The sequence below is a fragment of the Pseudoduganella lurida genome (genome assembly GCF_007830455.1).
GTDB classification, from domain to species: Bacteria; Pseudomonadota; Gammaproteobacteria; order Burkholderiales; family Burkholderiaceae_D; genus Rugamonas; species Rugamonas lurida.
In genome coordinates, this window is the sequence record NZ_VLLB01000004.1 from 418,556 (window position 1) to 443,619 (window position 25,064).

18 protein-coding genes are annotated in these 25,064 nt (G+C 65.4%); 11 read left to right on the forward strand and 7 right to left on the reverse strand.

Features of this window, described 5'->3' with window-relative positions; genetic code table 11:
* Nucleotides 1–33 precede the first annotated feature (33 nt).
* From IP91_RS14310 to IP91_RS14340, 7 genes are all read left to right on the forward strand, one after another.
* Entirely contained in the window at nucleotides 34–1,263 is a 1,230-nt protein-coding gene (locus IP91_RS14310) for a DUF4861 family protein (protein ID WP_145649733.1), read from the forward strand.
* A gap of 143 nt (nucleotides 1,264–1,406) precedes the next feature.
* Nucleotides 1,407–2,699, forward strand: a complete 1,293-nt coding sequence (locus IP91_RS14315; RefSeq protein ID WP_145649734.1) for a rhamnogalacturonan acetylesterase — start codon at nucleotides 1,407–1,409, stop codon at nucleotides 2,697–2,699.
* Nucleotides 2,696–3,646 (forward strand): glycoside hydrolase family 43 protein, encoded by a 951-nt coding sequence (locus IP91_RS14320; protein ID WP_145649735.1) that lies wholly within the window; start codon nucleotides 2,696–2,698, stop codon nucleotides 3,644–3,646. Before IP91_RS14315 ends, IP91_RS14320 begins: the two co-directional genes overlap by 4 nt.
* Nucleotides 3,647–3,665: 19 nt before the next feature.
* Nucleotides 3,666–4,388, forward strand: coding sequence for a GDSL-type esterase/lipase family protein (locus tag IP91_RS14325; protein WP_145649736.1), 723 nt, complete (start codon nucleotides 3,666–3,668; stop codon nucleotides 4,386–4,388).
* Nucleotides 4,389–4,492: 104 nt separating this feature from the next.
* The gene (locus tag IP91_RS14330) at nucleotides 4,493–6,916 is read left to right on the forward strand and encodes a TonB-dependent receptor (RefSeq protein WP_158643145.1); all 2,424 of its coding nucleotides are present in this window, start codon (nucleotides 4,493–4,495) and stop codon (nucleotides 6,914–6,916) included.
* 182 nt (nucleotides 6,917–7,098) lie between these two features.
* A complete protein-coding gene (locus tag IP91_RS14335; protein ID WP_229474406.1) occupies nucleotides 7,099–8,544 on the forward strand; it encodes a glycoside hydrolase family 88/105 protein in 1,446 nt (481 codons plus the stop codon).
* Nucleotides 8,545–8,620: 76 nt separating this feature from the next.
* Entirely contained in the window at nucleotides 8,621–10,621 is a 2,001-nt protein-coding gene (locus tag IP91_RS14340; RefSeq protein WP_229474408.1) for a rhamnogalacturonan lyase, read from the forward strand.
* Nucleotides 10,622–10,866: 245 nt separating this feature from the next.
* Here the strand turns inward: IP91_RS14340 and IP91_RS14345 are convergent, their stop codons facing one another.
* Entirely contained in the window at nucleotides 10,867–12,549 is a 1,683-nt protein-coding gene (locus IP91_RS14345) for a rhamnogalacturonan acetylesterase (RefSeq protein WP_145649739.1), read from the reverse strand.
* A 134-nt stretch (nucleotides 12,550–12,683) separates the two neighbouring features.
* Between IP91_RS14345 and IP91_RS14350 the strand changes: the two genes are divergently transcribed.
* A complete protein-coding gene (locus IP91_RS14350; RefSeq protein ID WP_229474410.1) occupies nucleotides 12,684–14,039 on the forward strand; it encodes a TolB-like translocation protein in 1,356 nt (451 codons plus the stop codon).
* Nucleotides 14,040–14,063: 24 nt separating this feature from the next.
* On the opposite strand, the gene IP91_RS14355 is transcribed toward IP91_RS14350, so the two are convergent.
* The gene (locus IP91_RS14355; protein WP_158643146.1) at nucleotides 14,064–14,723 is read right to left on the reverse strand and encodes a 3-keto-disaccharide hydrolase; all 660 of its coding nucleotides are present in this window, start codon (nucleotides 14,721–14,723) and stop codon (nucleotides 14,064–14,066) included.
* Between the two features lie 24 nt (nucleotides 14,724–14,747).
* Between IP91_RS14355 and IP91_RS14360 the strand changes: the two genes are divergently transcribed.
* On the forward strand, nucleotides 14,748–15,668 hold the full coding sequence (locus IP91_RS14360) for an alpha/beta hydrolase (protein WP_145649741.1): 921 nt from the start codon (nucleotides 14,748–14,750) through the stop codon (nucleotides 15,666–15,668).
* Nucleotides 15,669–16,125: 457 nt separating this feature from the next.
* On the opposite strand, the gene IP91_RS14365 is transcribed toward IP91_RS14360, so the two are convergent.
* The 5 genes from IP91_RS14365 to IP91_RS14385 all read right to left on the reverse strand — a co-directional run bounded on the left by IP91_RS14365 (nucleotide 16,126) and on the right by IP91_RS14385 (nucleotide 22,810).
* Nucleotides 16,126–16,488 carry an L-rhamnose mutarotase gene (locus tag IP91_RS14365; protein WP_199754599.1) on the reverse strand — a complete coding sequence of 121 codons (363 nt, stop codon included), beginning with the start codon at nucleotides 16,486–16,488 and terminating at the stop codon, nucleotides 16,126–16,128.
* A complete protein-coding gene (locus IP91_RS14370; protein ID WP_145649742.1) occupies nucleotides 16,485–17,678 on the reverse strand; it encodes a glycoside hydrolase family 88/105 protein in 1,194 nt (397 codons plus the stop codon). The genes IP91_RS14365 and IP91_RS14370 overlap by 4 nt, the downstream gene beginning before the upstream one ends.
* Nucleotides 17,675–19,108 (reverse strand): glycoside hydrolase family 28 protein, encoded by a 1,434-nt coding sequence (locus IP91_RS14375; RefSeq protein WP_145649743.1) that lies wholly within the window; start codon nucleotides 19,106–19,108, stop codon nucleotides 17,675–17,677. The genes IP91_RS14370 and IP91_RS14375 overlap by 4 nt, the downstream gene beginning before the upstream one ends.
* A gap of 188 nt (nucleotides 19,109–19,296) precedes the next feature.
* On the reverse strand, nucleotides 19,297–20,613 hold the full coding sequence (gene rhaI / locus IP91_RS14380) for an L-rhamnose catabolism isomerase (RefSeq protein ID WP_145649744.1): 1,317 nt from the start codon (nucleotides 20,611–20,613) through the stop codon (nucleotides 19,297–19,299).
* Between the two features lie 97 nt (nucleotides 20,614–20,710).
* Complete coding sequence (locus tag IP91_RS14385; protein WP_145649745.1) at nucleotides 20,711–22,810, reverse strand: bifunctional rhamnulose-1-phosphate aldolase/short-chain dehydrogenase; 2,100 nt, start codon at nucleotides 22,808–22,810, stop codon at nucleotides 20,711–20,713.
* 344 nt (nucleotides 22,811–23,154) lie between these two features.
* Between IP91_RS14385 and IP91_RS14390 the strand changes: the two genes are divergently transcribed.
* Entirely contained in the window at nucleotides 23,155–24,021 is an 867-nt protein-coding gene (locus IP91_RS14390; RefSeq protein ID WP_145649746.1) for a DeoR/GlpR family DNA-binding transcription regulator, read from the forward strand.
* Nucleotides 24,018–25,061: a rhamnose ABC transporter substrate-binding protein gene (gene rhaS, locus IP91_RS14395; protein ID WP_229474412.1), complete on the forward strand. Its 1,044-nt coding sequence runs from the start codon at nucleotides 24,018–24,020 to the stop codon at nucleotides 25,059–25,061. Before IP91_RS14390 ends, rhaS begins: the two co-directional genes overlap by 4 nt.
* The last annotated feature ends 3 nt before the right edge of the window (nucleotides 25,062–25,064 follow it).

Below are 25,064 nucleotides of genomic sequence, written 5' to 3' on the forward strand. Positions count from 1 at the left end.
TCGGCTGTCATTCACGCTGAACATCGGGACGCCATGAAACAACGACTCCTCGTCGCCGCAACCGCTGCGGCTGCCCTCCTCTCCAGCGCCGCCCATGCCCAGCGCATGACGGTCACCGTCACCAACCCGCTCGACGCGGCCCGCCCGGCCGAGACGATCACGGTGCCGTGGTCCGACGTGAACCGCGTGCTGCCCGGCGCGCTGCTGCAGAAGATCACGGTGCGCGACGCGGCCGGCAATGCGCTGCCCTACCAGGTGACGAACGTGGCGCCGGAAGCGAAGGACCCGAAGAACGAAGGCATCGCCTACGGCGAGCTGATCTTCCAGCACGACTTCAAGGCCGGCGAGAAGAGCGCCACCTTCACCGTCGAGAAGACCGACACCGTCACGCCGCCGTTCCCGAGCAAGGTGTTCGCCCGCTACGTGCCGGAGCGCCTGGACGACTTCGCGTGGGAGAACGACAAGGTTGCGCACCGCACCTACGGCCCGGCCCTCGCGGCCCCGGCACCGGCCGGCAGCGGCAAGGAAGTGCTGGTCACCAGCGGCCTGGATATCTGGTTCAAGCGCGTGCCCTACCCGGTCATCGACCGCTGGTACAACAAGGGCCATGACCATTACCACCACGACGAAGGTGAAGGCATGGACATGTACAACGTGGGCCGCTCGCTGGGCGCCGGCGGCACCGGCATCTGGGAAGGCGGCAAGCTGTACACGGGCCGCAACTACGCCAGCTGGAAGGTGCTGGCCAACGGCCCGGTGCGTGCCATCTTCGAGCTGCGCTACGACGCGTGGGAGGCCGGCGGCAAGCAGGTCGCCGAGGTCAAGCGCTTCACCGTCGATGCCGGCACCTGGTTCGACCGCATCGACAGCACGTTCACCATTACCGGCGCCAGCGCCGGCGCGCCGGGCGTCACCGCCGTCGTCGGCCTGAACAAGACCCCGGCGGACAAGGGCCAGGATGCCGCCGTCGCCACCGACTTCGTCAGGAAGGACGGCGCGCTGCGCCAGTGGGTCACGCAGAAGAGCAACGACGCCTTCGGCACCGCCGTGATCCTCCCCGGCGCCACCGGCCAGGGCGCGGACACCGCCAGCGATTTCGTGACGGCTTCCATCGCCTCCGGCAAGCCGCTCACCTACTACGTGGGCGGCGCCTGGTCGCGCGCCGGCGAGATCAGGTCGAAGCAGGACTGGGAACGCGCCGTGGCCCTGGAAGCCGCGCGGCGTGCCGCCCCCGTGAAGGTGTCCGTCGCCGCCGCGAAGTAGTCGATTACTGATGAGTTCGTGTGACCCTGGGGTCAGGCACCGTGACACGAACGCAACCGTATTTCAACTGTTCAGCCCGTGTCATGGTGCCTGACCCCAGGTGACACGAGCTCGACATTAGTCGCCATCGGCGCTTGTCCACTATGTCCAACATTCCGTTCCTCCCGCGTCGCGCCGTGGCAGCAGCCGCGCTGGCAGTGCTGACCTCCACGCTTGCGCACGCCGCGCCCATGCCGGCCGACGGCTGGCGCTTCGATTTCGGCGCGAAGGCCGCGGCAGGCTACGCGGCCGTCAAGCCGGACATGGCGTATGACGCGGCGCGCGGCTTCGGCCTGGAGCCCGGCAGCGTGCCGGGTGCGTCGAAGCCCTTTTACTTCACCGCCGATGTCCCGGAAGGAAACGTGGCCGTGACCGTCACGCTGGGGCCGGGCACGCACACGATCAAGGCGGAGCTGCGCCGGCTGATGCTGGAGAACGTGACCGTCCCCGCCGGCAAATCGGTCACGCGCACCTTCGTCGTCAACACGCGCAATCCGCAGATCGCCGCCAGCAATGGCATCGAAGCGGGCCTGGTGAAGCTGAAGGCGCCCCGCGAGACGGTGCAGGAGGCGTGGAACTGGGACCGCAAGGTCACGCTCGAAATCCACGGCGGCGTCGACAAGGTCGAGATCAAACCGGTCAAGGTGCCGACCATCTACCTGCTCGGCGACTCCACCGTGTGCGACCAGTCCGGCGAACCGTATGCCAGCTGGGGCCAGATGTTCACGCGCTTCTTCCGGCCCGGCACCGCCGTCGCCAACCACGGCGAGTCGGGCGAAACCTACCGCGATTCGCTGGCGCGCCGCCGCATCGACAAGATCGTCTCGCTGCTGCAGCCGGGCGACACGGTGCTGCTGCAGTTCGGCCACAACGACCAGAAGCAGATCAAGGCCGGCAACGGCGGCCCGTTCACCACCTACCAGGCCGAGATCAGGCAGCACGTGGACATGATCCGCGCGCGCGGCGCCCTTCCTGTCCTGGTCTCGCCGATGGAACGCCGCGGCTTCGACGACAAGGGCAAGGTGATCCCGTCGCTGATCGACTACGCCACCGCCGCGCGCCAGTCCGCCCAGGAACTGGGCACGCCGTTCGTCGACCTGAACGCATCGAGCAAGGTGCTGTACGAAGCGCTCGGCGAGGAGGCGTCGCAGGCGGCTTTTGCCCTGCCCCCGTCCACCGGAAAGCTGGACAACACGCACCACAACAACTACGGCGCCTATGAGCTGGCCAAGCTGGTCGCCGTCGGCCTGCGGCACGCAAACGTACCGGCCGCCGCCCAGCTGGAAGACGGCTTCGCGTTCGATCCCACGAAGCCCGACCCGGCCGCCAGCTTCGCCATCCCCGCCAGCCCGAACTTCACGAATGAACGCCCGCTGGGCGACGAAGCCAACAAATGATTAGTCTCCGCACCACCGCCGCCGCCCTGCTCCTGTCCTGCATCCTGCCCGTCCACGCCGCCGACGCCTGGCTGTTCGCCTACTTCACGAAGAACGGCGAGGACGGCCTGCACTTCGCCGCCAGCACCGACGCGTACCAGTGGGACAAGGTGGCCGATGGCCGCAGCTTCCTCGCGCCAAAGGTCGGCAAGTCGAAACTGATGCGCGACCCGTGCATCGTGCGCGGCCCGGACGGCACGTACCACATGGTGTGGACCTCCGGCTGGAACGAGAACAATATCGGCTATGCATCCTCGAAGGACCTCATTACGTGGTCCGAACAGAAGGAACTGCCGGTGATGGCGCACGAACCGGGCGTGCTGAACGCGTGGGCGCCGGAGATCGTGTATGACGACAGGCACGGCGAATTCCTGATCTTCTGGGCCTCGACGGTGCCGGGCAAGTTCACCCAAACCGCCGGCTCCTCGGAACAGAGGTACAACCACCGCATGTACGCGACGACCACGAAGGACTTCAAGTCGTTCACACCCACGAAGCTGTTCTACGATCCGGGCTTCTCCGTGATCGACGCCACCTTCCTGAAAGCGAACGGCACCCACTACCTGATCGTCAAGGACGAGACGGTGAAGCCGCCCCGCAAATACCTGCAGATCGCCGAAGCGCCGGACCTGCGCGGCCCGTTCAAGCCCCTGTCCGCACCGATCACGCCGCCCGACCTGTGGGTGGAAGGGCCGACGGCGATCCAGGCCGGCGGCGACACCATCATCTACTTCGATGCGTACACCACGAAGCACTACGGTGCACTGCGTTCGCGCGACCTGAAGACGTGGGAAAACGTAACGGACAAGATGCACTTCCCGGACGAAGGCACGCCGGTGCGCATGCGCCATGGCACCGTGATCGCCGTGCCGGAAGCCACGCTGGCGCAGCTGCGCGCCGCAAAATAAACAAGAAGAAGGAGACCCGATGAAACCATCCAGGCTGCTCGCCGTACTGACGCTGGCCCTGGCCTGCTGCGTGCAGGCCGGTGCGCAAACGAGCACCAGCACCAGCACCGCCGCTACCACCGTCCCGAGCGACCAGAACTACGCCCCGCAGCAGCGCTACCAGGCCTACTTCAACGACTACCTCGCGCTGCGCAAGGGCCGCCAGTCGGACCTCATTTTCATCGGCGACTCGATCACCGAACAGTGGCGCTGGGGCGCCGGCCTGCCGGTATGGCAGCGCGACTTCGAGGCGCAGGCCTTCGACTTCGGCCTGTCCGCCGACCGTACGCAGCACGTGCTGTGGCGCCTGCAGCACTTCGACCTGTCGTTCCTGGCGCCGAAGGTGGCCGTCGTGATGATCGGCACGAACAATGTGCCGGATACGCCGGAGGACATCGCGGCCGGCGTGCGCGCCGTCGTCGCCGCCACGCAGCAGAAATTCCCCGGCGTGCGCGTGATCGTCTGCAGCATCCTGCCCAATGCGCGCGCCACCGAGAAGATGGCGGCCGTGAACAAGCTGCTGCCCGCGCTTGCCGATGGCAAGTCCGTGTACTACCTCGACCTGGCATCGAAATTCACGCCGGAGGGCGATAACTGGAAGGGGCTCTCGAAGGACAAGCTGCACCTCACGGCCGAGGGCTACGAGATCTGGTCCGCCGAACTGCACACTATGTTACTTAACGTATTGAGCAAGAAATATTAGCGGCACCCCCGCTTGGTAGAATCGCGCACCGTTACCAACTTCAGTCGATCATGCCAAGCCGATACCGCCGCGAATGCCCTGCCGGGAAACCGCCCCGCCCCGTGATGCGCCCCCTGCCTGCGCTGCTGCTGGGTGCCTTCATCGGCCAGCTGGGGTGCATGTCGCTGGCGGCCGCGCAGCAGCAGCCTGCGACGACGGCACCAGCGGCGACTCGGCCGGCGCCCGCACAGCCGGCGCCATCGAGCCCGCCGGCGGCCGGCACCGTCAGCGCCACGCCCACCGATCCCGCCAAGAAGCCCGAGCAGCCCGCCGAACAGCCGGGCAGCAGCGGCGCGGAGATGCAGACCGTGACCGTCGTGGCCGAACGCGCGTCCGAACTGATCGACCGCTCCGTGTACGACGTGAAGGCCGAAGTCATCACGCCGAACGCCTCCGCGTCGGATGTCATCGCCAACGTGCCGAACGTGACGGTCGACCAGGACGGCAAGGTGGCCATCCGCGGCCAGCAGAACACGCAGATCTTCGTCAACGGCAAGCGCTCGGCCATGTTCTCCGGCGAGAACGGCGGCGATGCGCTGAACAGCTATCCGGCCGATGCGCTGGAGAGCGTGGAGGTCATCACCACGCCCGGCGCCGAATTCGGCTCCGAAGGCGGCGGCGGCCCGATCCTGAACCTGATCACGCGCCGCGTGCGCCCGCAGGGTGGCCGCGCAACCATCAGCGGCAGCGTGGGCGCGGACGGCCGCTACAACACGTCCGTCAACGGCAGCTACAACGAGGGGCGCCTGCAGGTCGACGGCAACGTCAACTTCATGCGCAATGTGCAGGAGCGGAACGGCTACTCGGACACGGTCACGCAAACCTCGCTCGGCGAGCAGGTGGCGCACCGCGACAGCATCAGCCGCACGCCGTCGCGCACCATCACGATGAACCCCACGTTCAGCTACAACGTGGGCGACACGGACCGCGCCAGCGCCATGCTGAACTTCAGCCACTCCGAGCGGGATGGGAATTCGAACGACTACTACGTGACCCGCCTGCTGGGCGCGCCGTACGAGGAATACAACCGCTACATCGACCGCGACAGCAAGCAGACCGTCTACCAGCTCTCGCTCGGCTACGAACACAAGCCGAACCGCGACGAGGAATGGAAGTACGACCTGCGCGCTTCCGGCAACAACGCCGATTCGAACAACGCCAACCGCAATACCTACGTCGTCACGCCGCCAGGCGGTCCGCGCATCGAGAGCACCAACGGCAGCGAGAACAACAACCGTACGGCCGACTTCACGATGGACTACAAGAAGCGCTTCAACCCGCAGGTCACCATGCGGGCCGGCTTCAAGGTGGGCGTGAACAACGGGCAGACGGATGCCGACTACTTCAACATCGATCCGCTGACGGGCGAGGAAGTGATCGTCGACGACCGCGCCAGCGCATTCAAGGTGCGCGAGAAGTCGTATGCCGTCTACCTGACGCCATCGTTCCGGCTGTCGCAGGCCTGGGTATTCATGCCGGGCATCCGCTACGAGCGGGTGGACCGCGACGTGGACTACATCAACCAGAACAACTCCAGCAAGGACACCAGCAAGAAGGTGCTGCCGAACGCCAGCCTGCAGTATGCCTGGGGCGACAGCGGCGCAGCGGTGGTGGGCTCGTGGTCGCGGCGGATCAACCGCCCGTCGAAGGAAGACATCAATCCCAACGTCACGTACGTGGATGACTACAACTACTCCGAAGGCGATCCGCGCATCGCGCCCACGCACACCAACAACTACGAGCTGAAGTACACGGATACCTGGCTGGGTGCGAACACGAACCTGTCGCTGTTCCGCACCGTCTCCACGCCGCTGATCGGCCGCTTCCTCACGCCGGTCCCGGACAGCACGGCAGTGCTCAGCCAGACGGTCAACTACGGCGAGCGGCAATCGACGGGCGTGAGCTTGAACGTGCAGGCGAAGCCGACGCGCACGTTCAACGTGGGCGCCACCGTCAACCTGCAGCGCAACGAGCAGGACTACCTGCGCCGGGCGGTCAACGACAATGACCAGGATTACTCGGTGGTGGCCAACCTGAAGGCCTACACGAAGAGCCTGCAGCTGCGCGCCCAGTACGCCGGCATCGAAGGCCACCAGTTCCAGCTGAACGGCAACTACACGGGCCGCCAGCTGCAGGGCATCGCCATCGCCGAGCCGACCTGGCAGGTCACGGCGGCATGGGCCTGGCGCCTCACGCCGAAGCTGACCTTGCGCACCAGCGTGCGCGACATCTTCGACAGCAATGTCAACCGCCGCCGCACACTGTCCGATACGGTCGATCAGTACAGCTACAGCGAACAGAAGGGCCGCGTGGTGACCGTGGGCCTGAGCTACAGCATCGGCGGCGTGACGGGCGACTCGCGCCTGCGCAACCAGGGCGGCATGTTCCGCGGCCCGCGCGGCGAAGGCGGCGAAGGTGGCGGTCCTGGTGGCCCGGGCGGCGGTGGCTGGGGTGGTGGTGGCGGCGGTGCGGGCCCCGGCGGCTTCTGAACGCAGCATGCGAGGCAGCGGCAACGCTGCCTTTTTTCTTCCGGCGCCTGGCGCTTCAATCAACAATGCGAGCGTTCCAGCGCGGCGCACGCTCAAGCATTGCGCGTTGCCGAAACATCCGCTACTGTCCCCGGCGGGGACGCACGCGCGGCCACCGTCAACCAGTCGGAGATGATGTTCAAGTGAAGAAGACCCAGTCCAACCTCAAGCCCCGCCACCTGCTGGCCGGCGCCCTTGCCGCGTGCCTGCTGCCGCTGTCGTTCACGCTGTCGTTCAACGCGCTGGCCCAGGAAGCCCCGCCGCCGCAGGAAAAAGGTCCTGCCGCCGCCGATGCGATGCTGCACGCGCTGGTCGTCAAGTACCCGAATCCGTACCGGGCGATGGAAACGGCGGAAGTGAAGGCCGTGCTGGACCGCGTGTTCACCTACCTGGACGCCACCACGCCGGCGGAACTGATCAACAAGACCAGCCACGCGCCGATCGGGAAGCTGGACAAGGCCGATCCGGACGCGGTGCTGAAGCCGGGCGACTTCCGCCTGACGAGCTATGAATGGGGCGTCACCTACGCCGGCATGCTGGCCGCCGGCGCCGCCACGGGCGACAACCGCTACACGGACTACACGATCAAGCGGCACCAGCTGCTGGCGGACCTGACGCGCATCTACCTACCGGTGGTGAAGGCCGATCCGGCCAACTCGCATGCGCCGATCAAGAGCTTCCTGAACCCGCACGCGCTGGACGATGCGGGCGCGCTGTGCATGAGCTTCCTGAAGGCGAAGGGCATGGGCTCGAAGGTCAACTACGGCCAGCTGGTGGACGTGTGCGGCAAGTTCGTCACCGAAAAGGAATACCGCCTGCCGGACGGCACGCTGGCCCGCGGCGGCAAGGATGCCAGCGGCAATGTGAAGCCCCGCCCGCTGCCGAACACGCTGTGGCTGGACGACATGTTCATGGGCGTGCCGACGATGGCGCTGCTGGGCAAGGACACCGGCAACGCGAAGTACTATGACGACGCCGTGAAGCAGGTGCTGCAGTTCTCGAAGCGCATGTTCAACCCGCAGCTGGGCATCTACATGCACGGCTACGTGGAAGGCCTGCGCGACCATCCGGAACTGCGCTGGGCGCGCGCCAACGGCTGGGCCATCATGGCGATGGTGGAAGTGCTGGAAGTGCTGCCGAAGAACCACAAGGGCTACAAGGCCGTGGAAGAGCAGCTGCGCAAGCACGCCGCCGGCCTGGCCAACCTGCAGGACAAGGACGGCCTGTGGCACCAGCTGCTGGACCGCCCGGACTCGTACCTGGAAACCTCGGCCACCGCCATCTACGCCTACGCGTTCGCACGCGCCGTCAACCGCGGCTACCTGGACAAGGAAATGTACGGCACCAAGGCCAACCTGGCCTGGAACGCCGTGGCCAGCAAGGTCAATGCAAAAGGCGAGATCGACGGCATCTGCGTGGGCACCGGCATGGCGTTCGATCCGGCGTTCTACTACTACCGCCCGGTCAGCACGCGCGCCGCGCACGGCTACGGTCCGGTGCTGCTGGCCGGCGCCGAGATCATCGAGATGAACAAGAAGTACAGGTTCGGCCTGAACGACAGCGGCTTCATGTACCAGGGCACCCGTTAGAATTCGGCAGGCAGTACGCATGCGGCTGCGCTTCTTCACGGGAGCGCAGCCGCAATCACATGAACGGAGAGAATAATTGAACACAACGATGACACGCTGCGCCGCCGCGGTGACGCTGGCCCTGGCGCTCGGCGCCTGCAGCAGATTGCCCGTGCTGCTGCCGCCCGGCGAGCCGGTCCTGCACGGCCCTGCCCCCTCGGCGATGCAGGTCGAGAAGCTGGACCGCGGCGTGGTGGCCGTGCGCGGCAAGGATGGCGTGCTGGTGAGCTGGCGCTCGCTGAACACGGATGCGCCAGGTCTCGCCTTCCATGTGTATCGGGGCGGCCAGAAGCTCAATGCGGTGTCGATCACCACGTCCACCAACTATCTGGACAAGACGGGCGGCAGCGGCGCGTATGAAGTGCGCGAGGTCGTCAACGGCGTGGAAGGCGCGGCCAGCAAGGCGCTGGTCATCGACGGCTATCTGACCGTTCCGCTGCAGCAGCCGGCCGGCGCCACCACGCCCGACGGCAAGGAATACACGTACACGGCCAGCGATGCCTCGGTGGGCGACCTGGATGGCGACGGCCGGTACGAGATCGTGCTGAAGTGGGAACCGACCAACGCGAAGGACAACAGCGCTTCGGGCTATACGGGCATCGTGCTGCTGGATGCCTACAGGCTCGATGGTACACGGCTGTGGCGCATCGACCTGGGGCCGAACATCCGCGCCGGCGCGCACTACACGCAGTTCCAGGTGGCCGACTACGATGGCGACGGCAAGGCCGAACTGATCGTCAAGACGGCGGATGGCTCGCGCGACGCGGACGGCGAAGTGATCGGCGACGGCAATGCCAGCTGGGTCAGCGGCCCCCTCGAAATCGAGCAGGGCGACCGCACCGGCTCGCGCCGCACGGCCGATGGCAAGCTGATGGCCAATACGGTGGGCCGCATCCTGAAGGGCCCCGAATACCTGAGCGTGTTCGAGGGTGCTACCGGCCGCGTGGTGGACACGATCCCGTATCCGTCGAAGCGCGGCCCCGATGGCGACGACCCGACACCGGAAGAACTGAAAGCGCGCTGGGGCGACGCCTACGGCAACCGCTCCGAACGCTACCTGGCCGGCACCGCCTGGCTCGACGGGAAGCACCCGAGCGCCGTGTTCGCCCGCGGCTATTACGCGCGCACGACGATCGCCGCGGTGGACTACGTCGACGGCAAGCTGGTGCCCCGCTGGTACTTCGATTCCGAAGCGCCGGGCGTGCCGCCCGGTTACTCGGGTCAGGGCAATCACCAGTTCAGCGTGGCGGACGTGGATGGCGACGGCCGCCACGAGATCCTGTACGGCGCGATGGCGCTGAACGACGACGGCAAGCCGCTGTGGACGACCGGCATGGGCCACGGGGACACGATGCACGTCTCCGACTTCGATCCGACCCGCCCGGGCCTGGAAAAATTCGGCGTCCACGAGAACATGAAGATGTCGAAGGACGTGGGTGCGGCGATGCTCGATGCACGTACCGGCAAGGTGCTGTGGACGACGCCGGCGAAAAGCGACACGGGCCGCGGCGTGGTGGGCGACATCGATCCGCGCTACTACGGCGCTGAAGCCTGGTCGTCTGCCTCGCCGAACCTGTACGACGCGAGCGGCAACGTGATCTCCACTGCGCACCCCCGCGAGGTGAACTTCATGGTGTGGTGGGACGGCGACCTGCTGCGCGAACTCCTGAACGGCAACAAGGTCTCGAAGTGGGACTGGCTGAACAACAAGTCCAACGTGCTGCTGGAAGCGACGGGCGCCGTGTCGAACAACGGCACCAAGTCCACGCCGGCGCTGTCGGCCGACCTGTTCGGCGACTGGCGCGAGGAGATCATCTGGCGTGCCGAGGACAACAAGAGCCTGCGCATCTACTCCACGCCCATCCCGACCACGTACAAGTTCACCACCTTGATGCAGGATCCCCAGTACCGCGCCGCGATCGCGTGGCAGAACACGGCATACAACCAGCCGCCGTGGCCTTCGTTCTATATCGGGGAGGCGGCGCCGGTGATGGCGCCTGCCGTGACGCCGGCTTCCACACCGGCGGTGGCGCAATAACGGCCCGATGTCGCGGCTGGCCGTGGCGCGCCGGGGTCTAACCCACAGCGCCCGCGGCATTGAGCCCTTCCCTGGCTCGAGCGCGGGTCCGACCCCAGCCTTTCGTTCGCGTTATCGAAACGCGTGCCAGCTGCCGGGGTCGGACCCGCGATCCGGACAGCAACCGGGGGCCGGGCCGCGGGCGCCGTGGGTCAGACCCCGGTACTCGAGCGCATCCGAGGCATCGACCGGCGCCACCGGGCGTGCTACTTCGGAGCGGCCGCCACCACTGTCCGCCCCTGCGGCGACAGCCACCCCGCCACCGGGTTCGCCTTCAAACCCTGCAAGGCAGCCACCACCGCCTGCGCATTGAACACCGCCCCCGCCTCGTTGGTATGCGTGCGCGCATCGGCGAAGTACGTGCTGACGGTGCCTGCGCCCACGCGCCGGTAGCCATCAGAAACCACCATCGTCAGATCGGCGAACTGCGCGCCGTTCTGCGCGGCCACCTCGCGGTCCCACTGCGCGAACGTCTCGAAATCGCGCCGCTCTTCCCACACGTCCCGGTGCGGCACCGGCGACAGCAGCACGACCGTTGCGCCCTTCGCCTTCGCATCCTGCACGTAGCGCGCCATGTACCAGCCGAACGTGTGCACCTGCTCCGTGCCGCCATCCGGCTTCCTGTCGTCCACGGTCTCGGGACCGGTGCCGGGACCGGAGGCGCGGCCCTTCATGGCCGGGTCGCCGATCCTGCCGCCGTCGTTGTGGCCGAACTGGATGAGTACCAGGTCACCGGCCTTCATTTGCTTGAGCACAGCCTCCCAGCGACCTTCGGTATGGAACGTGCGGCTGCTGCGGCCGCCGATCGCGTGGTTGACGACGTTGGCCTTCGACGCATCGATGTAGGGCGCGAAGCGTTCGCCCCAGCCGACCATGCCCTTGTTGCCGCCGCTCCTGACGGTCGAATCGCCGACCAGGTGCACGGTCGGGAGCGCGGGGTTCAGCGCCTGCTCGGTCTTCACCGACGCCGCATCGACCACCGGACGCTCGTCTTCCAGCGCGGCGACCTGCCGGCCCTTCTCGTTCAGCGCACTCACCAGCACCGGCACGTCCAGCGCCTTGATGCCGCCGACGACGATCTGCGCGTTCAGCTCCGCGCCGGCCCAATTGGTGTGCACGGATTCGTCCGGCGTCACCAGCGGGAACAGCTTCATCACCTCGTCGCGGCCCAGCGCGTCGTACTTGCGCGCGGCGATTTCGTTCAGGTCGATGAAGCCCACCTTCTCGCGCGCCGCCACGTCCTTCGCCCACCCGCCATAGTTGCTGGCGTTGCGTCCCACCTTGCCGTCGGCCTCCCAGCGCTTGCGGGGAATCGGCGAACAGATGATCGGGGTCGCACCCTTCGCACGAATATCGGCCACGAACTCCTTCAGGTACCAGCCATAGCTGTGCACCACTTCGCGCGCTTTCGTGAGCTTGTTGTCGATCTCTTCGGTCTCGTCGCCGATGCCGCGGATCGTGCCGCGCGCGCGGCTGTCGTCGTTGATGGCGCTGGCATCGTTGTGCCCGAACTGCATGATGACGACGTCGCCCCGCTTCACCAGCGCCAGCGTGCGTCCCCAGTGCCCGCTGGTCACGTAGGTGCGGCTCGACAGCCCGCCGACGGCGCGGTTGACGACGTTGATCTTCGACTGGTCGAAGTAATTGGCGATGGGATTGCCCCAGCCCCACTGGCCGGCAGGCCCCTTGCCCTGGCCATCGTCGCGGCCGTTGCGTACGGTGGAGTCCCCGATCAGGATCAGCGACGGCAGCGCGGGATTGGCAGGGTCGGGCAGCGTGACCTGGGCGCGGGCCGGATCCGTGTTGACCGCGGCCGGCAAAGGCGCCTGGGCATGGGCGACCGCATGGCAGAACAGGAAAAGCAGGACGGTATGCAGGTATTTTTTCATGGGCTCATTCTAATGCGGCCGTCATCGGCAGTTTTTCGCACGCCGGAAAAGAATCAGCAAGATGAGCGGAGCTGAAACAATCCAGCAAACGGGGAGGAGCAGAATCGCTGCTTTACAACGCGATCGTGCACACCATGACATCCTCCTCCCTGCTGCGCGCCGCCGTGTGCGCGGCCATCTGCTTCACCACCGCCGCCCACGCCGGCATCGGCCAGCGCTTTCCGTCCGAACGCAAGGTGGTCAAGGACCCCGTCACCGGCACCGAGCTGACCTTCCTGACCAGCACGCCGAAGGGCGATTCGAAGATCTACCCGACGCACCCGCAATGGACCTCCGACGGGCAATGGGTGATCTTCCGCTCGAAGCGCGTGGAAGGCGAGGCGATGGCCGTCAACGAGAAGACCGGCGACATCGTGCAGGTCACGGAAGGCGGCTACACCGGCATGCTGAATCTGGCGCGCAAGTCGATGAAGCTGTACTTCATGCGTCCGGCAGCCGAGAAGGATGTGCTGCAGATCGTCGAGGTGGACCTGGCGGCCGTGTTCCGGGACAGCGCCGCCGGCAAGATGAAGCCGGCCGCCACGTACCAGCGCATCAGCGGCACCACGCCGGCCGCGCTGGGCGCGGGCGGCGACATGGCCCTGGATGCGGACGAGGAATGGGCGTACTTCCGCGTCGGCAAAGAGGAAGCGGCCAAGCACCTGCCGGCCGGATCGAAGATCGAGGAAGCGTTCGGCCCGCGCAAGATGGGCGCTGGCCCGAACGGCATCGCGCGCATGAACGTGAAGACGGGCGAGATCAGGCATGTCGTCTCCGTCGGCTTCCAGATCGGCCATATCCAGGCCAACCTGTACAACCCGGGCGAGATCGTGTTCTGCTGGGAGACGGGCGGCAAGTCGCCGCAGCGCACCTGGACCGTGATGGCCGATGGCAGCGGGCTGCGTCCCCTGTATCCGGAGGCACCGTATGAATGGGTGACGCACGAAGCCGTGATCACGAAGGACGAGGTGGCGATGGCCATCATGGGCCACCGCCAGATCGCGCATGAAGACGGCAGGAAGACGGGGGGTGTCGCAGCGCCGGGCACCGACGTCGGTGGCGCGAACCCGGGCCAGGACGCGGCCTGGGGCAATGCGGGCACGCGCGAGAAGCCGACGGGACTGGCCATCGTCAACCTGCGCACGCGCGAGATGACGATCGCCGGCCAGACGCCCTCGGGCAGCGGCCTGTGGCATGTGCACGGCTCGCCGGATGGCCGCTTTGCCGTCGGCGACGATTTCTCGCGCACCCTGTGGCTGATCGACCGGAAGACGCGCGAAATGAAGATGCTGACGACGGGCCACAAGACCACCGCCGCCGACCACCCTCACCCCACGTTCAGCGCGGATGGCACGAAGATCGAGATCCAGTCCGCCATGCTGTCCGAGGACGGCAAGGCGATGAACATCGTTGTCGTGCCGGTGCCGGCGGACTGGCTGAAGCGCAAATAAGCGGCTGGATCGGTGCGGTTCGTCTTACAGTTTCTGGAGCGTGACGTTGCGCAGCTCGTACGGCGCGCCTTCCAGCTGGAAGCCGATCTTCCCTTCCGCCGGCCTGGCGTTCGTGATGCGGTTCTGCGCCACGCCGTTGATGGTGACCTCGATGGTGCCGTCGCGGCTGACGATGTCGGCACTGTTCCATTCGCCGGCCGGGCGTTCGCTGTCCGCCGCGGTATGGGCCTTGATGATCGGTTGCGTGCCGGGCGCGCTGGTGGGCGGTTCCGTGAACGTGGCGTTCGCCATCGGCAGCAGGTCGCCGACGGCGCCCTTCTTGGTCTGCACCTGGATCGAGAGCGGCCACACGCGGTCCATCGGGCCATCGCTGACATGCAGCAGCACGCCGCCGTTGCCCGGCTTGCCGGACCAGCGCCACTCCACATGCAGCCGGTAGTTGCGGTAGCTGTCGGTGGTGGCCAGGAAGCCGCCTGGATTGCCGGCGGCGGCGATCACGCCATCGGGCTGCACCTTGAACACGTCCGGGGCCGGGGCCTTCGGTTCGGTGCGCAGTTCCCAGCCCGCCAGGTCGCGGCCGTTGAACAGCGGCTGCGGCGCATCGGTGGCCACCTGCGCCGGCGCGCATCCTTGCAAGGCTGCGCACAAGGCCAGCAGTCCGGTGCACAATCGGGTGTTCGTCATCCTCATTCTCTTTTATCCTCCGTCATGAAAAAACTCGCCCTGTCGATGCTGCTTGCCATGTCACTGACCACTTCCGTATTTGCCGCACCCACCGTCCTGCCCCTCTGGCCCGAAGGCGTGCCGGGTGCGAAGAACATCGGTCCCGAAAAGTTCGACAGGGGCTCCGTGTCGAATGTCTCGGAACCTTCGCTGACGCTGGTCGGCCCCGCGGTGGACCGGCCGAACGGCACCGCCGTCATCGTCGCACCGGGCGGTGGCTACGTGCGCGAATCGTTCGATCGCGAAGGCCTGCAGTATGCCACCTGGCTCAGCACCCTGGGCGTGACCACCTTCGTGCTGAAGTACCGCATGCAGGAGTTCGGCCATCCGGCGCCGCTGCAGGACGTGCTGCGCGCCGTGCGCCTGCTGCGCGCCCGCGCCGGCGAGTTCGGCATCGACCCGAACCGCATCGGCGTGATGGGCAGTTCCGCCGGCGGCCACCTCGCTGCAACGGCCGGCACCCTGTTCGACCATCCGCTCGGCCGCACCGGCGCGGAGCTGGACAAGGTAAGCGCGCGGCCGGACTTCCTCGTGCTGATGTATCCCGTGATCGCGATGGAAGCGCCGGCCGCGCACATGGGCTCGCGCAAGGCGCTCATCGGCACGTCGCCTTCGCCCGAGCTGGTGCAGCTGATGTCGCTCGAAAAACAGGTCACGCCGAAGACGCCGCCCACGCTGCTGATCCACACGCAGGCCGACCAGGCCGTGCCGGTCGAGAACAGCATCCTGTTCTACCAGGCGCTCACCCGCAACAAGGTGCCGGCCGAGATGTACCTGTTCGAGCAGGGCGCGCACGGCATGGGCATGCGCGACGGACTGGCCAATGCCTCGCAATGGCCACGTCGCGCCGAAGAATGGCTGCGCGCCCGCGGCCTGCTGACGGCCCCCACCCCACCGGCAAAATAGTTTCCCAAATTCGGGGACAGTCCCCTTTTTTTGGAAACATTTCTCAAATTCGGGGACAGTCCCCTTTTTTTGGAAATATTCCTTCCAAAGAATGGAGCATCGACCAGCGGCATTCCTCAGGGTCGGTCTTCGAAAATGGTGACCGCTTCGACTTCCATGCGGGCGTCCGTGTCAAAAATGAGACTGTCTCTATTTCGTGCGAATTAAGTTGCCTAAAAACGGGGACAGTCCCCATTTTTAGGAAATGTTTCAGTCGACGAAGTGGAACATTGCCTGAAGCGCGCCCGCCTTCGGGCGGTTCCTCGGCAATGGCCGCTGCGGCGTTATGCGGCCCACTGTGTGAAACATACAACTGTCTCTTTTTCGCCCAAAATAAGTTGCCTGAAAAAGGGGACAGTCCCCGTTTTTAGGAAATATTTCTCGAAAAAGGGGACAGTCCCCGATTTTTGGAAATGTTTTAGCCGGGGAAGTGGAACATCGACGGAAGCGCCCATTCCTTCGGGCGGTTCTTCGGGTCGCCGTCGGCTTCGACTTCCATGATGTCGGCCATGTGGTCCCACCAGCGCGCCATCACGGGCTGCTTCGGCAGGTCGGCGATGGGGTAGCCGGGTTTGAGCTTCAGCACCGCGAACAGCGCCAGCGACGCTTCATCGAGGAAGATGGAGTAGTCGTGGATGCCGGCGTTGCGGAGCGCCTCGGCCAGGTCCGGCCACAGCTCGTCGTGGCGGCGGCGGTACTCGTCCACCATGCCCGGTTTGAGCTGCATGCGGAACGCCTTGATCGTCACGCCGTCGTCAAGCGCAGTACTCTTCGCCGTCATTTCTTCACCATCTTCTTCAGCTCGGAAGCGGCCAGCAGGTAGCCGCCAATGCCGTAGTTGTAGCTCGACGAAGGCCGGTAGTAGGCCGGCTCGGCCCCCGTCTGCTGGATGCCGCCCAGGCGGCCGTCCTCGTACACGTGCGTGAGCAGTCCTTTCCATGCCTTCTCGATCACCGGACGATACGTCTTCCCATCGAGGTAGCCGGCATTCACGCCATACGCCATGCCGTACACGATCAGCGCAGCGCCGGACGTTTCCGCCAGCGGCCACGTTTGCGGATCGAGCAGGCCGGCATGCCATTCGCCGTTGGCGTTCTGGATCGACGCCAGCTTGGCCGACATCTCGCGCAGCTGCTGCGCGTAGAACGGCCGTTTCGGATCATCCTTCGGCAGCACTTCCAGCGTGCGCGCCAGGCCTGCCATCACCCAGCCTTCGCCGCGCGACCAGAAGATCTTCTTGCCGTTCGGTTCGCGCTTCGTCTTGTAGCTGGCATCGCGCGCGTACAGGTGCTCTTCCTGGTCGTACAGCAGGTCATACGTCTTCTGCCACTGCTCGTGCACGTAGTCGACGTATTTCTGCTCGCCGGTGGCCTGCCACATCTTGACCCACACGGGCGGCGCCATGAACAGCGCATCGCACCACCACCACGGCAGGCGTTCGTCGCCGGGACGCAGCGTCTTCAGGTTGATGCCTTCGTCGAGATGCTTGCGCAGCTCGGCGATCTTCTCGGGACTCTTGTCCTGCAGGTACAGCTCCAGGTACATCTGGCCGATCGCGATATTGTCCGCATCCGGATACTGGCCGCCGCGCAGCGTCCAGTTGAAGCCCTTCGACAGCTTTTCCATCGCATCGCGGTACTTCCTGTCGCCGGTCGCATCCGATGCGGCCATGAAGCCCGCGTACAGCACGGCGGCGGTCCAGATCTGGTCCGTGTATTCCATCGTGCGCTTGAGCTGCCAGTCGGCGACCTTGCGCAGCGCCCTGTCGATGTCCTTCTCGGTCAGCGCCGGCGACAGGTCCTTCGCCAGCGGACCGGCATCTTCCGGCGCATCGCCGAACTTGCGGCGCGTGTCCTTGTCGATGATGGCCTGCATGGCCGCTGTCGGCTGTGGATACTTGTTATCTTGAGCCAGCGCGCCATGCATGACGGAGGCGGCCAGCATGGCCGCAACGATGATCTTCATTTTCATGTCTTGTCCTGTTCCTCAAAGCTCTTCTTCGACGGATCTTCTTTTACGGCGCGCGGACCGACGGTGAAACTACCGGCCGGCAGCCCACGCACGGCGTCGCCATTCTCGACGCGCACCGGCTGGTCCAGCGCCAGCTTCGTGTCTTCGAACGTCCACGCCGCCACATCGTTGATATGGCCACCCTGCGCTGCCTGGATGTCCAGATTCTTGAACGCGAAACGCGTCGCCGGTTTTTCCTTGAAGCTGTCCACTTCGAAGGCCACCTTGGCACCCGTCGCCTTGATGTTCCAGATCTGTACATCGCGCAGCTGTGCCATGCCCTGCTCCTTCGGCACGCGCGTGGCCAGCACGTTCCAGTAAGGCGGCACGTCCTTCACGTCCTTCGGGATCTCGGCGTAGCTGTAGCTGGGGTTCCAGTTCATCGTCACGCGCAGCACCACGGGCGTGCCGTTCATCTTGAAGTCGTGCAGGCGGATGTTCTCGCCGAAGCCGCCGCGCGTGTGCGCCGACTTGAACAGGATGCCGACGGGGACCTTGTCTTCCACCGTGATGTTGTAGGCCTCGATATTGCGGAAGCCGCCCGACGTCTCGCTGCCGAACGTGAAGCCGGCGGCACCGGCGCGGATGATCGAATCGCGCACGATCACGTCTTCCGTGCTGCGCGCCACGCGCAGGCCGTCCGAGTCGCGGCCCGCCTTCATGCACAGCGCATCGTCGTTGACGTCGATGTCGGCGTGCTGCACCAGGATCTTCTTCGACGAGTCGATGTCGATGCCGTCCGTCGACGGGCCCAGGCCGCCCACGTTGTTGCGGATCGTGACGCCATCCACCGTGATCTCTTCCGAGTAGCAGATGTGCACCGTCCAGAAGCCGGCGCGCTTGAGCAGCAGGCCACCGCCCAGCTTCACCTGCTTGGAATCGAAGACCTGGATGAGGCGCGGCCGCTGCGCGTCGTAGTCCGAGGCCCAGCGCAGGCCGCGCGGCTCGTACTGCTTGCGCAGGGTCCAGTAGCTGTCCCAGAACACCTTGCCGTCGCCGTCGATCGTGCCTTCGCCTTCGATCTTCGCGTTCGACTGTTTGTAGACGTTGACGAGCGCCGCCGGCCAGCTCATCTCGATGCCGGCAATCCGCGTGGGCATCACCGGATAGTCCTTGATGTCCTGCGATCCCAGCAGCGTAACGCCCTTGCCGACGTTGAGCGTGACGCCGTTCTTCACGAAGATCGAGCCCGTCAGGTAGGTTCCGGCCGGGAACACGACGGTGCCGCCGCTCTTTGCCGCCGCATCGATCGCGGCCTGGATCGCCTTCGTGTTCAGCGTCTTGCCATCGGCCTTGGCGCCGTACTTCGCGACGCTGAAATCGGCCGCGTGCACAAGGTTCATCGCGGCGGCCAGCATCACTGCCGACAGCACGCGTATCCAATGCTTCATGGTGTCTCCTCCTCTTGTTATGTCATCCCGATCCCGTGCAGCCGGCAGCCAGCCTCGCGGGCTGCGCAACGCATGAACAACGAATCAGGGATGAAGGACGGCATGCAGCGAACGCCGCATGCCGGGTCGACCGGCGCCACCGCAAGGGTGGGCCCGGCCTGGATGATGCAGTCGCTGCACCGGCGAACTTAGACGATGCCGCTGCTGCTGGCGCCGGCCTTCGGAGGACGGGCGACCGTGACCTTCTCGCGGTAGCCGGAAGCGCGGTAGGCGGCGACCGGGTCGGCGGCGCCGCCGGCACGCACACGCGCCGTGGCCAGGATCGCCGACACATCGGTGCGGTAGGCAGCCTTCAGCGTCTGGGCGGCCTGCAGCACGTCGTTCGATTCCTGGAATGCGCGCAGCGCGTTGCGGTCCACCAGCGCGGCCTGGATGAAGGCGCGCTGCACTTCCACGGCGGACGACATCAGGCTCTCGATCGGGTCCGTCACGTTGTGCGACTGGTCCAGCATGTAGGCCGGGTTGAAGCCGCTGTTGTCGGACTTGGCGCGTTCCGCCGCATCGGCCAGCTCGTTGAAGACCAGGAACAGCTGGAACGGGTTGATCGAACCCGAATCCAGGTCGTCGTCGCCGTATTTGCTGTCGTTGAAGTGGAAGCCACCCAGCTTGCCGAACTGCGCCAGGCGCGCCACGATCATCTCGATGTTCGTATTCGGCGCGTGGTGGCCCAGGTCGACCAGGCATTTCGCTTTCGGGCCCAGCTGCTGGGCCGCGGCGAAGCTGGTGCCCCAGTCGGCGATCACGGTGGCGTAGAACGCCGGTTCGAACAGTTTATGTTCGATGAACACGTTCCAGTCATCCGGCAGCGCGCCGTAGATGTCCTTCATGCTGTCCAGGTAGCGCTCCAGCGAACCGCGCAGGTTGTTCTGGCCTGGGAAGTTGGCGCCGTCGCCCACCCACACCGTCAGGGCCTTCGAGCCCAGTTTCTTACCGAGTTCGATGCATTCGATATTGTGCTGCACGGCCTGCGCACGGGCCGCGCCCGATTGCGCCGACAGGCTGCCGTACTTGTACGTGTGTTCCTGGCCCACCTGGTCCTGGAAGGTGTTCGAGTTGACGGCATCGAAGCCCAGGCCGTAGCCGTTGGCCACTTCCTTCAGCGCGCTTGCATCGTCCGTCTTATCCCACGGGAAGTGCAGCGACACGGCCGGCGTGACGCGCGTCAGCTGGTGCACGACGCCGCAGTCTTCCATCTTCTCGAACACGCCGCGCGGCTCGCCCTTGCCGGCGAAACGGGCAAAGCGGGTACCGCCGGTGCCGGCCGCCCAGCTGGGCAGCGCCACGGCAAACGTGGCGGCCAGGGCCGTCAGCTTGTCGATGTCGACGCCGCGGCGCGACAGCACGCCGCCCAGCGCTTCGTAATCGGCCTGCAGGTTGGCCTGGACCTTGGCGTTCTGTTCCGCGACCTGGCCGGCGTCCAGCACGGGGTTCTTGATTTCACTCATGTTCGTCTCCTTCATGTACCGCCGCCGCGTCGGGCGCGGCGGCTTTCATTGTTACGCGTTTTGATGCAAAAAGCAGGTGGCTTAACGGGTCGGTGGCTTAACGGGTGAATGCGCCAGCGTTACCGGCATCCACGTTCAGCACGTTGCCGGTGGACTTGCCGGCCTTGTCGCTGGACAGGAAGTACACGGCTTCGGCGATATCCTCCGGCAGCACCGAGCGCTTCAGCATGCTGCGGTCGCGGTAGAACGCTTCCACGTCATCGGCTTCGATCTTGTTCGACGCGGCGCGCTCTTCCTTCCACTTGCCGTCCCAGATCTTGGAACCGCGGATCACCGCATCCGGATTGACGACGTTGACGCGGATGCCCAGCGGCGCGCCTTCCAGTGCCACGCAGCGCGCCAGGTGGATCTCGGCGGCTTTCGCGGTGCAGTAGGCGGAAGCGCCGGCCGAGGCGACCAGGCCGTTCTTCGACGCGACGAACACCATCGAGCCGCCCAGCTGCTGGATCTTCATCATGCGGAACGCTTCGCGGCTGGCCAGGAAGTAGCCCTTGACCAGGATGTCCTGGTTGCGGTCCCACACTTCCAGCGTGGTCGATTCCAGCGGCGCCGACGAGGCGATGCCCGCGTTCGAGACCAGCAGGTCCACGCCGCCGAAGCGCAGTGCGGATTCCGTGAACACGGCCTGCACCTGCTCTTCGCTGGTGATGTTGCCGACGATGGTGGCCACATTGTCCTTGCCCGCCACTTTCGACAGCGTGGCCTTGGCTTCTTCCAGTGCCGCGCCATCGATGTCGGTCAGCAGCACGCAGGCGCCTTCCGACAGCATCTGGCGTGCCACGGCCTGGCCGATGCCGCCGGCGCCGCCCGTCACCAGCGCGATGCGGCCGGCCAGCGACTTCGGTTTCGGCATGCGCTGCAGTTTGGCTTCTTCCAGCAGCCAGTACTCGATGTCGAACGCTTCCTGCTCCGGCAGGCCCACGTACTTGTCGACGCCGTTCGCGCCGCGCATTACGTTGATGGCGTTGACATAGAACTCGCCGGCGATGCGCGCGGTGGCCTTGTCCTTCGCGAACGACAGCATGCCCACGCCCGGGATCAGGTAGATGATCGGGTTCGCATCACGCACGGCCGGGCTGTTGGCGCGCTTGTTGCGGGTGTGGTAGGCCACGTAGTCGGCGCGGTACTCTTCCAGCTTGGCGTCCAGGCCGGCGGCCACGGCGTCGAAGTCCGGCTTGGTCGGGTCGAAGTCGACGACGAACGGGCGGATCTTGGTGCGCAGGAAGTGGTCGGGGCACGAGGTGCCGAGGGTGGCCAGCGGCGCCAGGTCACGGCTGTTGACGAATTCCAGCACCGTGTCGGAATCCTCGAAGTGGCCCAGCTTGTATTCGGTCTTGCTTATCTTGCCGCGCAGCAGAGGCATCAGTTTCGCGGCAAACGCGGCGCGCTCGGCAGCCGGCAGCGATTGCACGGCGGTGCCGCCGAACACGGGTTGCGCGATATTCGCTTCCAGCCATTCCTCGGCGCGCTTGATGATGGCCAGCGTCGTCTCGTAGGCTTCCTTGGCGGTGTCGCCCCAGGTGAACAGGCCGTGGCCTTCCAGGATGATGCCCTTCAGGTGTGGCTGCTCGGTCGACAGTTTTTCCAGGTCCAGGCCCAGGTCGAAGCCGGGACGCTTCCATGGCAGCCAGCCCAGCACGCCTTCGAAGATCTTCTGCGTCAGCGCCTTGCTGTTGGCCGTGGCGGCAATCGCGATCACCGAATCCGGGTGCATGTGATCGACGTGCTTCTTCGCGATGTACGCGTGCAGCGGCGTGTCGATCGAGGCGGCGCGCGGGTTCAGGTTGAACGTGGCGTGCGGCAGGTAGGCCACCATTTCGTCTTCGTGTTCCAGGCCGCGGTAGCGGTTCTTCAGCGCCTTCAGCTTGTCCAGGTAGAGCGTGGAGAAGCCGTCCAGCTTGATGCTGCCCAGATCGCCGCCGGAGCCCTTGACCCACAGCACCTCGACCTGCTCGCCGGTCAGCGGATCTTCCTGGATGACCTTGGCGGACGTGTTGCCGCCGCCGAAGTTGGTGATGCGCAGGTCCGAACCCAGCAGGTTGGAACGGTACAGCAGCAGTTCCGGCTCGCTCATCGCTGCCGCCTTGGCGTCATCCCACAGCGATGTGATGGGCTGTTTCTGCTTCGATTGGTTCATGTCGTCTCCGTCGTTGATTTGGTATTCCGTTTGGGAAACTTGCGGCACACACCGATTTGTGTTTCCCTTTGCCATCGTGGCAAGCCCGAACAGTAGAAAACAGACCCCCGCAGGGTGTCAATCGCAAAGCGATCAACAAAATGACCAACGATGAATTAATCATCCGGTTGATCAATTTGAGCAGAAAGCAATCACTCCCGGTTGAAATAATCATACAGCTGAGCGACAAGTGATTGACTGCCCAAATTTTAATGGCTAGTCTTACCCTTAATAAATAGATCACTGCCGGGCACCCTGCCGGGCAAGTAGGTCAATACAAGTAGATAACTACTAGGAGACGAAACATGGTGAATCACAAGCGCCGTAAACGTTTGCTGAAGCTGCTCGCCGAGCACCAGACGGCCAGCGTTCCCCAGCTGGTCGAATGGCTGAGCGCCTCACCTGCCACCGTACGCCGCGACATCTCGTGGCTGGCCGCACGCAATCTGCTCACGCGCACGCGGGGCGGTGCCGCCAACCTGGCACAGAAAAAACGCAACCTCACGCTCACCAGCGAAACCTTCGAACACAATATCCAGTGCTTCGCCGACCGCAAGCGCGCCATCGCCCGCTATGCGGCCGGCATGTGCCAGGACGGCGAAACGATCGTCATCAACGGCGGCACGACCACGTTCATGATGGCCGACTTCCTGGTCGACAAGCACTGCAAGATCCTCACCAATTCCTTCCTGATGGCCGAGCGCCTGCTGCTGTCGTCGGAGAACGAAGTGATCCTCCCGGGCGGCAAGGTGTACCGCGAACAGAACGTGATCCTGTCGCCGTTCGATAACGACATCACCCAGCACCACTACGCGGCCAAGATGTTCATGAGCGTGTACGGCCTGTCGCTGCTGGGCCTGATGGAAGCGGACCCGCTGCTGATCCAGGCCGAGAAGCGCCTGATCGGCCAGGCCGAGGAACTGATCGTGCTGGCCGACAGCTCGAAGTTCGCCAAGAAGGCCGGCCTGATCCTGTGCGGCCTGGACCGCGTCTCCTGCGTCATCACCGACACCCACGCCTCCGACGCCGCCGTGCAACTGCTCGAGCAATCCGGCGTCAAGGTCATTACCGTGGCACCCGAGGCGGTGCCATCGCCGGTCGCTTCGATGCCGTTCTCGCACGGCTACGAGTTCACCGGTTCCTCGCTGTACCAGACGGAGGCTGCACATTGAAACGCAAGACATTCCTCATCGCCGCGGCTCTGACCGCGGCCTTCGGCGCCAGCGCCCTCACCGGCTGCGGTGACAAAGCTGCCGGCACTGCCGGAAACACCCCCGCCGCCGGCGAAAAAGTGCGCATCGCGATGGTCGTGAAAAGCCTGGGCAACGGCTTCTTCGATGCCGCCCACGCCGGCGCCAACGAAGCGGCCGCGCAGCTGAAAGATGTCGAGATCATCTACACGGGTCCCACCACGCCGTCGGCCGAAGGCCAGATCGAGATCGTCAACTCGCTGATCAGCCAGAAGGTCAACGCCATCGTCATCTCCGCCAACGACCCGAACGCGCTGGTGCCGATCGCGAAGAAGGCCATGCAGCGCGGGATCAAGGTCATCTCCTTCGACAGCGGCCTGGCCACGGAAGGCCGGCAGATGCAGCTGCATCCGTCCAACGCGCTCCTCATCGCCCGCAAGCAGCTGCAGATGGCGGCCGATTCGATCGGCGGCGCCGGCGAGATCGCCATCCTGTCCGCGTCCGCCCAGGCGACCAACCAGAACATCTGGATCGACGTGATGAAGACCGAGCTGCAGAAGCCGGAATTCGCCAAGCTGAAGCTCGTCGCCACCACGTATGGCGACGACCAGTCCGACAAGAGCTACCGCGAAGCGATCGGCCTGCTGCGCAGCTACCCGAACCTGAAGGCGATCATCGCGCCAACCACGGTCGGCATCGTGGCGGCATCGAAAGCGGTCGTCGACGAGAAGGTGGTCGGCAAGGTGTACGTGACGGGCCTGGGCCTGCCCTCCGAGATGGCCGGCCACGTGAAGACGGGCGCCGTGAAGGAATTCGCGATCTGGAATCCGATCGACCTGGGTTATGCCGCCACCTATGCGGCATACGACTTCGTGAAGGGCGCGCCGGATGCCAAGGCCGGCGGCAAGTTCACCGCGGGCCGCATGGGCACCATCGCCATCGATGCCAAGGGCGAGGCGGCCATGGCCGAACCGTTCCTGTACAACGCCGGCAACGTCGACCAATTCGCCAAGATTTTCTAAGCC

Coding starts and splice junctions, on each gene's coding strand:
- IP91_RS14310 (WP_145649733.1), top strand. CDS start 34: ATGAAACAACGACTCCTCGTCGCCGCAACCGCTGCGGCTGCCCTCCTC.
- IP91_RS14315 (WP_145649734.1), top strand. CDS start 1,407: ATGTCCAACATTCCGTTCCTCCCGCGTCGCGCCGTGGCAGCAGCCGCG.
- IP91_RS14320 (WP_145649735.1), top strand. CDS start 2,696: ATGATTAGTCTCCGCACCACCGCCGCCGCCCTGCTCCTGTCCTGCATC.
- IP91_RS14325 (WP_145649736.1), top strand. CDS start 3,666: ATGAAACCATCCAGGCTGCTCGCCGTACTGACGCTGGCCCTGGCCTGC.
- IP91_RS14330 (WP_158643145.1), top strand. CDS start 4,493: ATGCGCCCCCTGCCTGCGCTGCTGCTGGGTGCCTTCATCGGCCAGCTG.
- IP91_RS14345 (WP_145649739.1), bottom strand. CDS start 12,549: ATGAAAAAATACCTGCATACCGTCCTGCTTTTCCTGTTCTGCCATGCG.
- IP91_RS14350 (WP_229474410.1), top strand. CDS start 12,684: ATGACATCCTCCTCCCTGCTGCGCGCCGCCGTGTGCGCGGCCATCTGC.
- IP91_RS14355 (WP_158643146.1), bottom strand. CDS start 14,723: ATGACGAACACCCGATTGTGCACCGGACTGCTGGCCTTGTGCGCAGCC.
- IP91_RS14360 (WP_145649741.1), top strand. CDS start 14,748: ATGAAAAAACTCGCCCTGTCGATGCTGCTTGCCATGTCACTGACCACT.
- IP91_RS14365 (WP_199754599.1), bottom strand. CDS start 16,488: ATGACGGCGAAGAGTACTGCGCTTGACGACGGCGTGACGATCAAGGCG.
- IP91_RS14370 (WP_145649742.1), bottom strand. CDS start 17,678: ATGAAAATGAAGATCATCGTTGCGGCCATGCTGGCCGCCTCCGTCATG.
- IP91_RS14375 (WP_145649743.1), bottom strand. CDS start 19,108: ATGAAGCATTGGATACGCGTGCTGTCGGCAGTGATGCTGGCCGCCGCG.
- rhaI (WP_145649744.1), bottom strand. CDS start 20,613: ATGAGTGAAATCAAGAACCCCGTGCTGGACGCCGGCCAGGTCGCGGAA.
- IP91_RS14385 (WP_145649745.1), bottom strand. CDS start 22,810: ATGAACCAATCGAAGCAGAAACAGCCCATCACATCGCTGTGGGATGAC.
- IP91_RS14390 (WP_145649746.1), top strand. CDS start 23,155: ATGGTGAATCACAAGCGCCGTAAACGTTTGCTGAAGCTGCTCGCCGAG.